Source organism: Kitasatospora sp. NPDC058218 (assembly GCF_042882445.1).
Taxonomy (GTDB): Bacteria; Actinomycetota; Actinomycetes; order Streptomycetales; family Streptomycetaceae; genus Kitasatospora.
Map to the genome: position 1 here is coordinate 68,537 of NZ_JBHVWC010000027.1, position 12,251 is coordinate 80,787.

Below are 12,251 nucleotides of genomic sequence, written 5' to 3' on the forward strand. Positions count from 1 at the left end.
TTTATGCCCCCGCGCGCCCCCCCCCCACCCCCCCCACTAACCCGGGCGGGGGGGGGGGGGCGGCCCGGGGGGGGCGGGGCGGCCTCTGCCGCCCGTCCGCCCTCGGCGGTCGCGACCGTGAATTCCCTGAATGCCCGAACGGGGCTACTCGCCGCCCTTTTGCACGAATTGGCGCACGAAATCCTCCGCGTTGGACTCGAGGACCTCGTCGATTTCGTCGAGAACCGCGTCGACGTCGTCGCTCAGCTTTTCCTGGCGCTCCTTGAGGTCGTCGGAATTCTGCGCTTCCGCAGCCTGCTCCTCGACCTCCTCGGAGGAGCGGTTCGCCCGCTGCTGGCCGCCGTCGGTGTCCTTGCTCGCCATTTCCCTCACCCCGCTCGATCGTCTGGCACGGTTTGGTCGCTGCTTGCTGCACCGACCCTATACACAGGGTGCGACTACCGCTTCCGGTTTGCCGGTGGCGCTTCCTGTCCAACACCCGCTGTCACCCCGGATGATTCCCATTCGGCGGACGTTCACCCGTGGTGATCGAAAAGTTACCCGCCGGACAGCACCCGGAGCAGGTCCTCCGCCGTGCGGCAGCGGTCCAGCAGCTCCTTGACGTGGTTGCGGGTGCCGCGCAGCGGCTCCAGTGTGGGGACCCGCTGGAGCGAGTCCCGGCCGGGCAGGTCGAAGATCACCGAGTCCCAGGAGGCGGCCGCCACGTGATCCGCGTACTGCTCCAGACAGCGCCCGCGGAAATAGGCCCTGGTGTCCTCCGGCGGCTTGGAGACGGCCCGCTCGATCTCCGCGTCGGTCAGCAGCCGCTCGAACCGGCCACGGGCCACCAGACGGTTGTACAGCCCCTTCTCGGGCCGTACGTCGCTGTACTGCAGGTCGACCAGGTGCAGCCGGGAGTTGTCCCACTCCAGTGCGTCGCGGCTGCGGTAGCCCTCCAGGATCTCCCGCTTGGCGATCCAGTCCAGCTGCCGGGAGAGCGACATCGGATCGCGCTCCAGCCGCCCCAGCACGTCCTCCCAGCGCGCCAGCACGTCCACCGTCTGCTCGTCGGCGTCGGTGCCGAAGCGGTCCTCGACGTACTTGCGGGCCAGCTCGAAGTACTCCAGCTGGAGCTGGACGGCGGTGAGCCGGCGCCCGTTGCGCAGCGTGATCAGGTGCTTCAGGGACGGGTCGTGGGAGATCCGGTGCAGGGTGCGCACCGGCTGGTCGACGGCGAGGTCGGAGGCGATGAAGGAGTCCTCGATCATCGCCAGCACCAGCGAGGTGGTGCCCAGCTTGAGGTAGGTGGAGATCTCGGAGAGGTTGGCGTCCCCGATGATCACGTGCAGTCGGCGGTACTTCTCGGCGTCGGCGTGCGGCTCGTCCCGGGTGTTGATGATCGGCCGCTTGAGCGTGGTCTCCAGGCCGACCTCGACCTCGAAGTAGTCGGCGCGCTGGCTGATCTGGAAGCCGTTCGCCGAGCCGTCCTGGCCGATGCCGACGCGGCCGGCGCCGGTGACCACCTGGCGGGAGACGAAGAACGGGGTGAGGTGGCGGACGATGTCGGCGAACGGCGTCGCCCGTTTCATCAGGTAGTTCTCGTGGGTGCCGTAGGAGGCGCCCTTGTTGTCGGTGTTGTTCTTGTAGAGGTGGATGGTCTGCCCGTTGGGCAGTTCCAGGGCGCGCTGGGCGGCGGCCGCCATGATCCGCTCGCCGGCCTTGTCCCAGAGCACGGCGTCGCGCGGGTTGGTCACCTCGGGCGAGCTGTACTCGGGGTGCGCGTGGTCCACGTAGAACCGCGCGCCGTTGGTGAGGATGATGTTCGCGAGGCCGATGTCCTCGTCGGTCAGCTGGCTGGCGTCCGCGACGTCGCGCGCGAGGTCGAAGCCCCGGGCGTCGCGCAGCGGATTCTCCTCCTCGAAGTCCCAACGGGCCCGCCGTGCCCGGTGCATCGCCGCCGCGTACGCGTTGACGATCTGGGACGAGGTGAGCATGGCGTTGGCGTTGGGGTGCCCGGGTACGGAGATTCCGTACTCGGTCTCGATGCCCATCACGCGCCGTACGGTCATGCGGCCCTCCTTGCCCGGTGTGCCGCCCCCCACGGGCGGGACACGCTGACGTACCGCTGAACAACACCGACGCCGGCGGTGTGCCCGCGAACGGTGGGTCGAGCCTAGAACGCGGCACCGACAGGCGGGCCCCGAGACGCGCCGTCCGGCTGCGGGGCCGCGAGGCGCCACAGCCGGACGGGGTGCGTGCTGTTCCGGGGGCCGCCGCCGGCGGCCCGGAATGGTTCGGTTACAGGTACTGCCCGGTGTTGGCGACCGTGTCGATCGAGCGGCCGGACTCGGCGCCCTGCTTCCCGGTGACCAGCGTGCGGATGAAGACGATCCGCTCGCCCTTCTTGCCGGAGATCCGGGCCCAGTCGTCCGGGTTGGTGGTGTTGGGCAGGTCCTCGTTCTCCTTGAACTCGTCCACGCAGGCGGCGAGCAGGTGGGAGACGCGCAGACCGCGCTGACCGTGGTCGAGGAAGTCCTTGATGGCCATCTTCTTGGCACGGTCGACGATGTTCTGGATCATCGCGCCGGAGTTGAAGTCCTTGAAGTACAGGACCTCCTTGTCACCGTTGGCGTAGGTGACCTCCAGGAAGCGGTTCTCCTCGGTCTCGGTGTACATCCGCTCGACGACCGCCTGGATCATCGCCACCACCGTGGCCTCGACGGAGCCGTCGTGCTCCTTGAGGTCGTCCGGGTGGAACGGCAGCGAGTCCTTGAGGTACTTGGAGAAGATGTCCTTCGCGGCCTCGGCGTCCGGGCGCTCGATCTTGATCTTGACGTCCAGACGGCCGGGCCGCAGGATCGCCGGGTCGATCATGTCCTCGCGGTTCGAGGCGCCGATGACGATGACGTTCTCCAGGCCCTCCACGCCGTCGATCTCGGCGAGCAGCTGGGGGACGATGGTGTTCTCGACGTCCGAGCTGACGCCCGAGCCGCGGGTGCGGAAGAGCGACTCCATCTCGTCGAAGAAGACGATGACGGGGGTGCCCTCGCTCGCCTTCTCCCGGGCCCGCTGGAAGACCAGGCGGATCTGCCGCTCGGTCTCGCCGACGTACTTGTTGAGCAGCTCGGGGCCCTTGATGTTGAGGAAGTAGCTCTTGCCCTGCGGCCGACCGGTGACCTCGGCGACCTTCTTCGCGAGCGAGTTGGCCACCGCCTTGGCGATCAGCGTCTTGCCGCAGCCGGGCGGGCCGTAGAGCAGCACGCCCTTGGGCGGGCGCAGCTCGTACTCCTTGAAGAGCTCGGCGTGCAGGTAGGGCAGCTCCACCGCGTCGCGGATCAGCTCGATCTGGTTGCTGAGACCGCCGATCTGGCGGTAGTCGATGTCCGGGACCTCTTCGAGGACGAGCTCCTCGACCTCGGACTTCGGCACGACCTCGTACACGTACCCCGAACGGGGTTCGAGCAGCAGGGCGTCCCCCGCCCGGATGGTGAGCTCGCGCAGCGGTTCGGCGAGGCGCACCACCCGCTCCTCGTCCGTGTGGCCGACGACCAGGGCGCGCTCGCCGTCCTCCAGGACCTCCTTGAGGGTGACGATGTCGCCGATGCGCTCGAAGGCCATCGCGTCCACGATGTTGAGGGCCTCGTTGAGCATCACCTCCTGGCCGCGCCGCAGCTCGTCGAGGTCGACGTTGGGGCTGACGTTCACGCGGAGCTTGCGGCCCCCGGTGAAGATGTCGGCGGTGCCGTCCTCGTTCTGGCTGAGGAAGGTGCCGAATCCGGCCGGGGGCTGTGCCAGCCGGTCCACTTCCTCCTTGAGGGCCACGATCTGGTCGCGGGCCTCGCGCAGGGTGGAGGCGAGCCGTTCGTTCTGGGCGGACACGCCGGCCAGGTTGGTCTGGAGCTCGACGATCCGCTCTTCGAGGATTCTCGAATTGCGCGGCGAGTCGGCGAGCTTGCGGCGCAGCACGGCGATTTCCTGCTCAAGGAACGAGACCTGAGCGGCCTCGTCGGAACCACGAGCGGGCCTGCCGGTGCTGCGGTTGTAGTCGTCATCGTGGGCTGCCACGGTCCTCACCTCCTCCGGGGAGCTGGACGCTTCCAGACCCTACCTGGGACCAGGGGTCCGTAAACCCCTAGATCAAGAAAGATGGAACGGGCGTGTCCGATCTTCGCCCTCGCGTGCTTCCCCTCTGCTAAGGAGATACCCAGCGCGCACCACCCAAAGCCGACCAGATGTATCGTCGAACGAGTCGATATCCGATCGCGACCGTCGGTCGCGGTCCGATCGTTGTACGAATGGCGGGATTGCCTCCCAATAAGGGGCGACCCGGGACAGAAACGGCAGGGGACCATGTCGGTGACCGAAGAGGCGACGACCGGCGAAGCGCTGGAGGTGTGGATCGACCAGGATCTGTGCACCGGCGACGGCATCTGTGCGCAGTACGCGCCGGAGGTCTTCGAGCTCGACATCGACGGCCTCGCCTACGTGAAGGGCTCGGACGACGAACTGCGCCAGCAGCCGGGCGAGACCGTGCCGGTGCCGCTGACGCTGCTTCAGGACGTGGTGGACTCGGTGAAGGACTGCCCGGGCGACTGCATCCACGTGCGCCGGGTCTCCGACCGGGCCGAGGTCTACGGCCCGGACGCCGAGTAACCCTCCCTCAGGCCTGCGCCAGCGGGGCGGCGGTCTGGGAGCGGTCCCAGCCGCCGCCCTTGCGCGTCCAGGTGAGGTCCAGTGAGATGTCCGGGCTGAACCGCGGCACGTCGTCGCTGGAGTACCCCTGCGCGTGCCCGGTGATGACGCCGTCGCTGCGCAGGCCGAGCCGGCCGACGGTGAGGTTCTCGCGCTCGGAGAGCAGGGTGGCCACGACGGCGGGCCGGCCGTCGGCGCCGGGGCCGAGCAGGTAGACGGCGTCCGGCGGGGTGCCGTTCTCGGCCGCGCAGTGCGCGGCGGCGACGGTGCCGGGTCGGCCGTCACCGAGGTCGGCGGCGAAGCTGACGGATATCTTGACCGGGAACGGGCCGCAGTCCAGCGGGAGTTCGGCCTTGGCCGGATCCGGCGCGGCGGCGGCCGGGAGCGCCTTCGCGGTGGGCCGGGCGGGCTTCGGGGTACCGGTGGCCGGGTCCGCGGCGAGCGCGGTGGCCACCACGGCGGCGCAGCCGCCGATCGCGAGGGCCCAGTGCCAGGGGGCCGACCGGGCGTGTCCGGGCCCGCTGCGGGCCTGCGGTGTCTGCTGCTCAACCGTCGCCGTGACCGCGGTCTCCACCAGGCGTCCCCTCCAGTGGGTCGTGTGAGCGAGCATCGTCCCACACCGGGGTGGCCGGGAGGCGGCCCGGGTGCGGAGGTAGCACGAAGGGGTGGTACGCGGGCGTGGAGCCCGCCGTACCACCCCTTGCCGACGTACGGTCAGCCGAGCTCGGACTGCTCCGGCTGGTCGGTCCCGCCGGAGCGGGCGGCGGCCCGGGCGGCGGCGCGCTCCTGCAGGCTCGGCTCGGTGCCCGAGCCGTTGTCGTAGTCCTCGCCGTACGCGCCCTTGGCCGGGCGGCGGCGGCGCAGCGGCGGCTCGACGCCGTCGGCGAGGCGGCGGGAGGTGAGGAGGAAGCCGGTGTGGCCGATCATCCGGTGGTCCGGGCGGACGGCGAGGCCCTCCAGGTGCCAGGTGCGGACCATGGTCTCCCAGGCCTGCGGCTCGGTGAAGGTGCCGTGCTCGCGCAGCGCCTCGACGGTCTTCGACATCTGCGTGGTGGTGGCCACGTAGCAGCAGATGAGGCCGCCGGGGACGAGCGCCTTGGAGGCGACGTCCAGGCACTCCCAGGGGGCCAGCATGTCGAGGATGACGCGGTCGACGTCGGACTCGACCAGGTTGTCCTGGAGGTCGCCGACGGTGAGCTTCCACGCCGGGTGGGGCCCGCCGAAGTAGCGCTCGACGTTGCCCTGGGCGATGTCGGCGAAGTCCTGCCGGCGCTCGTAGGAGGCCAGCATGCCGGTGTCGCCGACGGCGCGCAGCAGGTAGGTGGAGAGCGCGCCGGAGCCGACGCCGGCCTCGACGACGCGGGCGCCGGCGAAGATGTCGGCCATGGCCAGGATCTGCCCCGCGTCCTTGGGGTAGATCACGGCGGCGCCGCGCGGCATGGACAGGACGTAGTCGGGGAGCAGGGGGCGCAGCGCGAGGTACGGGACGTTACCCGTGGTGCGCACGACCGTGCCCTCGGGGGCGCCGATCAGCTCGTCGTGCGGGAACGCACCCTTGTGGGTGTGGAACTGGTTCCCGGCCTGGAGCGTGAACGTGTAGTGGCGGCCCTTCGGGTCGGTCAGCTGGACCTGGTCCCCGACCTGGAAGGGCCCGCGTCGGCGGGTGGCACCGGTCGGTTCGGACATGCGGACAATCCTAAGGGAAGCGGGCGCTCCGCCCGACCACGATGATCACCGGCCGGCGATGGCGGCGGTCAGCCGCTGCTCGATGTCGCTGAGCGTGGCGACGCCGTAGACCCGGCCGTCGGCCTCCACGACCAGGTACTCGGTGGCCGGGTTGGCGCGGATGGCGCGCAGCAGGTCCTCGCCGGCGAGTTCGGCGGGCAGTCGCAGGCCCGGTTCGAGGTCGCGGGCCAGCGCGCCGACGGCGACCCAGGGCCGGCGGTGCTCGGGGACCTCGCGGACCTGGGACTCGCGGACCAGGGCGATCGGGTCGCCGCGGCCGTCGATCACGACGAGGGCGCCGGCCTGCTCCTCGCGCAGGCGGCGCAGCGCCTCGCCGAGCGGGGTGTCGGAGGTGACCTCGACGACCCGGCGGACGAGGTCGCGCAGCCGCAGATCGGGCAGGACCTCCTTGAGCCGGGCCTGCTGCACGCCGGCGCCGGCGCCGTTCCAGATGATCACGGCGAGGACGGCGGCGAGGACGGCGTCGACCAGGGTGTCGGTGGTGGTGCGCTCGACGTCGCGGGCGGCGCCGAGCAGCGGCAGGCCGATCAGGACGGCGACGGCCAGCACGCGGCCGGCCCAGGCGGCGGCGACCGTGCCGGTCATCGGCCGGCCGGTGACGGCCCAGACGACGGCGCGCAGCATCCGCCCGCCGTCCAGCGGGAGGCCGGGCAGCAGGTTGAAGGCGGCGACGACGAGGTTGGAGACCATCAGGCCGGTGAGCAGCACTCCCGGGACGCTGGAGAGCTCGACGGCCTGGACGCCGAGGTAGAAGACGCCGCCGAGCAGCAGCGAGAGCAGCGGGCCGACGAAGGCCAGCCAGAACTCCCGCCAGGGGCTCTCGGCCTCCTTCTCGATCTCGGAGACGCCGCCGAGGAACTGCAGCCGGATGCGGCGCACTCCGAGCCGGTAGCGGAGCGCGACCACGGTGTGGGCGAGTTCGTGGATCAGGACGGAGCCGTAGAAGGCCACCGCGAAGAAGAACGCGACCAGGTAGCGGGTGGCACCGAGCCCGGGCAGGACGTGGTCCAGCTGGCCGCCGAAGACCCAGGTGATCAGCGCGGCGATGACGAACCAGGAGGGGGTGACGTAGACCGGCACGCCGAAGGGCCGGCCCATCAGGATGCCGTTGCCCCGCTCCGGCTCCTCGGGCGGGTGGGGGCCGGACCGGGCGCCGCCGTCCTGCGGTGGCTGGTCGGAGGTCTGTCGACCCCTGCTGTCGCTCACCGTGATCCCTTCGGTCGGTTCCCCCGTCGTGCACCGTTCGCCCACGCTACGTGATCAGGGCGGCGTACCGTCGCGCGCCCCTCTCGCAGGCTTCATACCCACTGGGAGGGCGGTGTGGCAGCAGCGTGGCAGCGGGATGACAGCTCAGGGCAATAGGGTCGGGGTATGCAGCAGACCGACACCAGCAGCGCCGTCGCGGCCCCGGCGCGTCCTCCCGCGCCGCCGACCGGGCTGTCCCCGTCCCGCGCGGGGGACTTCCTGACCTGCCCGCTGCTGTACCGGCTGCGGGTGATCGACAAGCTGCCGGAGCCGCCGAGCTCGGCGGCGACCAGGGGCACGCTGGTGCACGCGGTGCTGGAGCGGCTGTTCGACAGCCCCGCGGTCGAGCGGACGCCGGAGCGGGCGCTGGGCCTGCTGCGGCCGCAGTGGGAGCGGCTGCTGGGCGAGCGCCCGGAGCTGGTCTCGCTGTTCCCGGAGGACCCGGACGGCGCGGCGCTGACCCGCTGGCTGGCGGACGCCGAGAAGCTCGTCGAGCGCTGGTTCCGGCTGGAGGACCCGACCCGGCTGCACCCGGTGGAGCGGGAGCTGTACGTGGAGACGGCCCTGGAGTCGGGGCTGCTGCTGCGCGGCTACATCGACCGGGTCGACGTCGCGCCCACCGGCGAGGTGCGGCTGGTGGACTACAAGACCGGCCGGGCGCCCTCGCGGGACTTCGAGGGCAAGGCGATGTTCCAGATGAAGTTCTACGCGCTGGTGGTGTGGCGGTGGAAGGGCGTGATCCCCAAGCGGCTGCAGCTGGTCTACCTCGGCGGGGGCGGGGACGTGGTCAGCTACGACCCGGACGAGGCGGACCTGCTCGCGGTGGAGCGCAAGCTGCAGGCGCTCTGGGAGCGGATCTCCGAGGCGGTGGCCACCGGCGACTTCCCCGCGACCCGCAACCGGCTCTGCGACTGGTGCGACCACCAGGCCAGCTGCCCGGAGTTCGGCGGCACTCCCCCGCCGTACCCGCTGCCACGCCAGCACGTGGCCCGTACGTCTGACGAGGACGATCCCACGGGGGATCCGATGAGCAAGGAGTCCTAGGTGACGATCCGAGTGCTGCTGGTCGACGACCAGCCGCTGCTTCGCACCGGTTTCCGGATGATCCTGGAGGCCGAGGCCGACCTGGTGGTGGTCGGTGAGGCCGGCGACGGCCAGCAGGCGCTGGACCAGGTCCGGGCGCTGCAGCCCGACGTGGTGCTGATGGACATCCGGATGCCCCGGATGGACGGCGTGGAGGCGACCCGCCGGATCGCCGGCCCGGGTCGGGACGGCCCGGCGAAGGTCCTCGTGCTGACCACCTTCGACCTGGACGAGTACGTGGTGGAGGCGCTGCGCGCGGGCGCCAGCGGCTTCCTGCTGAAGGACGTGCCGGCCGAGGAGCTGGTGCAGGCGATCCGGGTGGTCGCGGACGGCGCGGCGATGCTGGCGCCCAGCATCACCCGGCGGCTGCTGGACATGTACGCCACCAAGCTGCCCTCGGGCGAGGAGGCGCCGCCGCAGGCGCTCAACGCGCTGACCGAGCGTGAGCTGGAGGTGCTGAAGCTGGTGGCGCGCGGCCTGTCCAACGCGGAGATCGCGGCGGAGCTGTTCGTCAGCGAGACCACGGTGAAGACGCACGTCGGCCACGTGCTGACCAAGCTCCAGCTGCGGGACCGGGTCCAGGCGGCGGTGTACGCGTACGAGAGCGGGCTGGTGCGCCCCGGCGCGCTCTGAGCCCGCCGGGCCCGGATGTGACGGTGGCCCGTCCGCTCCCCTTGCACCCTGGGGGGAGTGGACGGGCCACCGTGCTGAGGGTCGCCCGGTCGCCCGGGTTACTTGCCGAGCCGGCCGATCTCCCAGAAGCGGAAGAAGCCGGTGGTGTCGACGGTCGACTCCACGCCGGTGATGTTCGAACGCGAGGCGAAGAAGGCCTTGTTCTGGAACAGCGGGATCAGCGGCGCGTTCTCGGCGACGATGCCCTGGATCTGCGCGTAGGTGGCGGCGGCGGCCGCGCGGTCGGCCTGCTTGAGGCTCTCGGGCACCAGCTTCTGGCTGATCCGCGGGTCGTCCCAGCCGTGGTGGTAGGACCCGCCGTCGACGATCAGCGGCGCGACGTAGTTGTCCGCGTCCGGGTAGTCGGCGAACCAGCCGATGGTGTAGGCCTGGTACTTGCCCTCGACCCAGCCCTTCTTGTAGACGTCCCAGTCCGCCTCGTGCTGGACGGTCACCTGGAACACGCCGCCGGCCTCCAGCTGCTTCTTCAGCGCGTCGGCCTCGGCGCCCTGGGCGCGCGAGCGCGACCAGGTGAGGTTCAGCTTGACCGGCATCTGGACCTTGGCCGCCGTCAGGATCGCCTTGGCCTTGTTGACGTCCTGGTCGCCGTACTTGTCGAAGAAGGCGGTGTTGTGGCCGGCGACACCGGCCGGGACCATCGAGTAGAGCGGCTGGACGGTGCGCGCGAAGACGTCGCGGGCGAGCGACTTGCGGTCGATCAGCTGGGCGGCGGCCTGCCGGACGGCGACGTTGCCGCCGGTCGCGTCCTTGGTGTTGAAGACCAGGTAGCGGGTGTCGTTGCTGTCGCCCTCGACGACCTTCAGGTCGCTCTTGCCGCTCTGCTGGTCGGACAGGACCTGGGCCGCGGTGTTGGGCTCCAGGCTGTTGTCGGCCAGGTCGAGGTCGCCCTTGTCGAGCGCGGCCTTCAGCTCGGCCGGCTTGTCGAAGTACCGGAGGGTGAACTTCTTGTTCCGGAGCTTGGCGTCGCCGGTGTACTTGTCGTTGGGCGACAGCACCACCTTGCCGGGGACCTTGGCGCCGCCCTCGACGGCCGTGGTCTCGATCGAGTCGATCTTGTACGGGCCGGAGCCGACCAGCTTGTCGTTGGACAGCAGCTTGTCGGCCGGGAAGACCTCCTGGTCGACGATGGCGCCGGCCGGGCCGGCGAGCTTCGCCGGGAGCGTCGCGTCGGGCGCGGAGAGGTGGAAGAGCACCTCGGTGTCGCCCTTGGCCTCGACCGACTTGATCGACTCCAGCAGGCCCGACGGGCCGCTCGGGTCGGCGATCTTCTTCGACCGCTCGATGGAGTGGACGACGTCGGCGGCGGTGAGCGCGTGGCCGTTGGAGAACTTCAGGCCGCTCTTGAGCGTGCAGTGGTACTGGGTGGCCTCGCCCGCGGTGAACTCGCAGGACTGCGCGGCGTCCGGGCCGGGGGTGCTGGAGGCGGCCGGGTAGGACAGCAGCGACTGGAAGGTGTTGCGCAGCAGCAGCCAGGAGCCGGCGTCGTACGCCCCGGCCGGGTCCAGCACGTTGGTGACCGAGGTGGTGCCCATCGTGATCGCCTTGTCGCCGTCCCCCTTGACGGCGTCGGTGACCGAGCCGCAGCCGGCCACCGAGACGGCCACCAGGCCGGCGCAGCCGAGAACTGCCAGTCGTTCAGCTGAAGTCTTCACGGGTCGCGTCCTTCGGGTGCGGTCCGGCCGGGGGCCGGCGGCCCGCGCTCGGTTAGTCCTCCGGGGTCGTGGAGGTCGCGCACGGACCGGGCGCCGTGCGACCGCGGGCAGGACGGGGTTGCCCGTCAGCGGCGATGGCAGGGCTCGGGGGTGGGGAACGAACTGGAGTAGCGTGCCATATCGAACACACCCCACCGATACCCGTACAGGTGACAGTTGGGACACGAGGGGACGGTGTGGGCGCCGCCGTCCGACAAGTTGTCAGGCAATGCCCGATTTCTCCCCGGGGACTTGCCGTGAGCGGACGGCACCTCCCACGTACCGGTCGGTATGACTTCTCCGCAATGAGACGACAATCACACTCGCGAGGCGACCAGCGAGCGGAGCAGTTCAAGATCGACGCGCTCCAGCGAGGGCAGCACCAGCCGCCCGGGGGCCGGCTCGATCGGCGCCACCGACGGCACCGCGATCACCGGGCAGCCGGCCGCCTCCGCCGCGCGGACGCCGGTCGGCGCGTCCTCCACCACCACGCAGCGACCCGGCTCCGCCCCCAGCCGGCGTGCCGCCTCCAGGTACGGGTCCGGGTGCGGCTTGGTGCGCGGCACCTCGTCCCCGGCGACGGTGAAGGCGAAGTGGTGGGCGCCCAGCGACTGCAGCACGATGTCGATGACGTGCCGGTGCGAGGCCGACACCAGCGCGGCCGGAATGCCGTGTGCGGCAAGGGTGTTGAGGAGCCGCTCGGCGCCCGGCATGAGCGGCACGCCGCCGCCCAGCAGGTCCACGAAGCGCTGGTTGATCAGGACGGTCAGGTCGGCCGGCGCGATGTCCACACCGGTGGCGGCCAGCAGGTAGTCGATCACCCGGCTCATCGGGCCGCCGACCACGTGGGCGCGGTCGTTCTCGTCCAGCGTGTAGCCCAGCTCGGCGAAGAGCGAGGCCTCGGACTGCCACCAGAAGTCCTCGGTGTCCACCAGGGTCCCGTCCATGTCCAGCAGCACCGCCTGCAGGCCCCGGCCCTCGCCGTGGTCGAGGGTACGGGTGGCGGTGGAGATGGTCGTCATGGTGGGTCCTTCCGTCCGTGCCCCGGGGCGCTGCCCCTGGGGATGGCACAGGCCGGCCCGCTGGTGAGCGGACCGGCCCGTTCAGGATGATCCAGGATAC

Annotated in this window: 11 protein-coding genes; 3 read left to right on the forward strand and 8 right to left on the reverse strand. The window is 70.9% G+C overall.

The window, feature by feature from the left end; all coding sequences use genetic code 11:
- Positions 1-144: 144 nt before the first annotated feature.
- From ACFVYI_RS18935 to arc, 3 genes are all read right to left on the reverse strand, one after another.
- Positions 145-363, reverse strand: a complete 219-nt coding sequence (locus ACFVYI_RS18935) for a ubiquitin-like protein Pup (protein ID WP_360626972.1) — start codon at positions 361-363, stop codon at positions 145-147.
- A gap of 173 nt (positions 364-536) precedes the next feature.
- Positions 537-2,048 carry a depupylase/deamidase Dop gene (gene dop / locus ACFVYI_RS18940; protein ID WP_387886799.1) on the reverse strand — a complete coding sequence of 504 codons (1,512 nt, stop codon included), beginning with the start codon at positions 2,046-2,048 and terminating at the stop codon, positions 537-539.
- Between the two features lie 229 nt (positions 2,049-2,277).
- Positions 2,278-4,044 (reverse strand): proteasome ATPase, encoded by a 1,767-nt coding sequence (gene arc, locus ACFVYI_RS18945; protein WP_387886801.1) that lies wholly within the window; start codon positions 4,042-4,044, stop codon positions 2,278-2,280.
- A 285-nt stretch (positions 4,045-4,329) separates the two neighbouring features.
- Between arc and ACFVYI_RS18950 the strand changes: the two genes are divergently transcribed.
- Positions 4,330-4,632: a ferredoxin gene (locus ACFVYI_RS18950; protein WP_360626963.1), complete on the forward strand. Its 303-nt coding sequence runs from the start codon at positions 4,330-4,332 to the stop codon at positions 4,630-4,632.
- 7 nt (positions 4,633-4,639) lie between these two features.
- On the opposite strand, the gene ACFVYI_RS18955 is transcribed toward ACFVYI_RS18950, so the two are convergent.
- From ACFVYI_RS18955 to ACFVYI_RS18965, 3 genes are all read right to left on the reverse strand, one after another.
- A complete protein-coding gene (locus tag ACFVYI_RS18955) occupies positions 4,640-5,245 on the reverse strand; it encodes a hypothetical protein (protein ID WP_387886802.1) in 606 nt (201 codons plus the stop codon).
- Between the two features lie 140 nt (positions 5,246-5,385).
- Positions 5,386-6,357, reverse strand: coding sequence for a tRNA (adenine-N1)-methyltransferase (locus ACFVYI_RS18960; RefSeq protein ID WP_387886804.1), 972 nt, complete (start codon positions 6,355-6,357; stop codon positions 5,386-5,388).
- A gap of 45 nt (positions 6,358-6,402) precedes the next feature.
- The gene (locus ACFVYI_RS18965; RefSeq protein ID WP_387886806.1) at positions 6,403-7,623 is read right to left on the reverse strand and encodes a site-2 protease family protein; all 1,221 of its coding nucleotides are present in this window, start codon (positions 7,621-7,623) and stop codon (positions 6,403-6,405) included.
- 165 nt (positions 7,624-7,788) lie between these two features.
- Between ACFVYI_RS18965 and ACFVYI_RS18970 the strand changes: the two genes are divergently transcribed.
- Together ACFVYI_RS18970 and ACFVYI_RS18975 are read left to right on the forward strand one after the other, a co-directional pair.
- The gene (locus tag ACFVYI_RS18970) at positions 7,789-8,706 is read left to right on the forward strand and encodes a RecB family exonuclease (RefSeq protein WP_387886809.1); all 918 of its coding nucleotides are present in this window, start codon (positions 7,789-7,791) and stop codon (positions 8,704-8,706) included.
- Positions 8,707-9,378 (forward strand): response regulator transcription factor, encoded by a 672-nt coding sequence (locus ACFVYI_RS18975; RefSeq protein WP_329486940.1) that lies wholly within the window; start codon positions 8,707-8,709, stop codon positions 9,376-9,378. It begins immediately after the preceding gene.
- A 98-nt stretch (positions 9,379-9,476) separates the two neighbouring features.
- Here ACFVYI_RS18975 and ACFVYI_RS18980 read toward each other — a convergent pair whose 3' ends face one another.
- Both ACFVYI_RS18980 and ACFVYI_RS18985 read right to left on the reverse strand, forming a co-directional pair.
- The gene (locus tag ACFVYI_RS18980; protein WP_387886812.1) at positions 9,477-11,090 is read right to left on the reverse strand and encodes an ABC transporter substrate-binding protein; all 1,614 of its coding nucleotides are present in this window, start codon (positions 11,088-11,090) and stop codon (positions 9,477-9,479) included.
- 356 nt (positions 11,091-11,446) lie between these two features.
- The gene (locus ACFVYI_RS18985) at positions 11,447-12,151 is read right to left on the reverse strand and encodes an HAD family hydrolase (RefSeq protein ID WP_387886814.1); all 705 of its coding nucleotides are present in this window, start codon (positions 12,149-12,151) and stop codon (positions 11,447-11,449) included.
- Between the last annotated feature and the right edge of the window lie 100 nt (positions 12,152-12,251).

Coding starts and splice junctions, on each gene's coding strand:
- ACFVYI_RS18985 (WP_387886814.1), bottom strand. CDS start 12,151: ATGACGACCATCTCCACCGCCACCCGTACCCTCGACCACGGCGAGGGC.
- ACFVYI_RS18960 (WP_387886804.1), bottom strand. CDS start 6,357: ATGTCCGAACCGACCGGTGCCACCCGCCGACGCGGGCCCTTCCAGGTC.
- ACFVYI_RS18950 (WP_360626963.1), top strand. CDS start 4,330: ATGTCGGTGACCGAAGAGGCGACGACCGGCGAAGCGCTGGAGGTGTGG.
- ACFVYI_RS18935 (WP_360626972.1), bottom strand. CDS start 363: ATGGCGAGCAAGGACACCGACGGCGGCCAGCAGCGGGCGAACCGCTCC.
- dop (WP_387886799.1), bottom strand. CDS start 2,048: ATGACCGTACGGCGCGTGATGGGCATCGAGACCGAGTACGGAATCTCC.
- ACFVYI_RS18970 (WP_387886809.1), top strand. CDS start 7,789: ATGCAGCAGACCGACACCAGCAGCGCCGTCGCGGCCCCGGCGCGTCCT.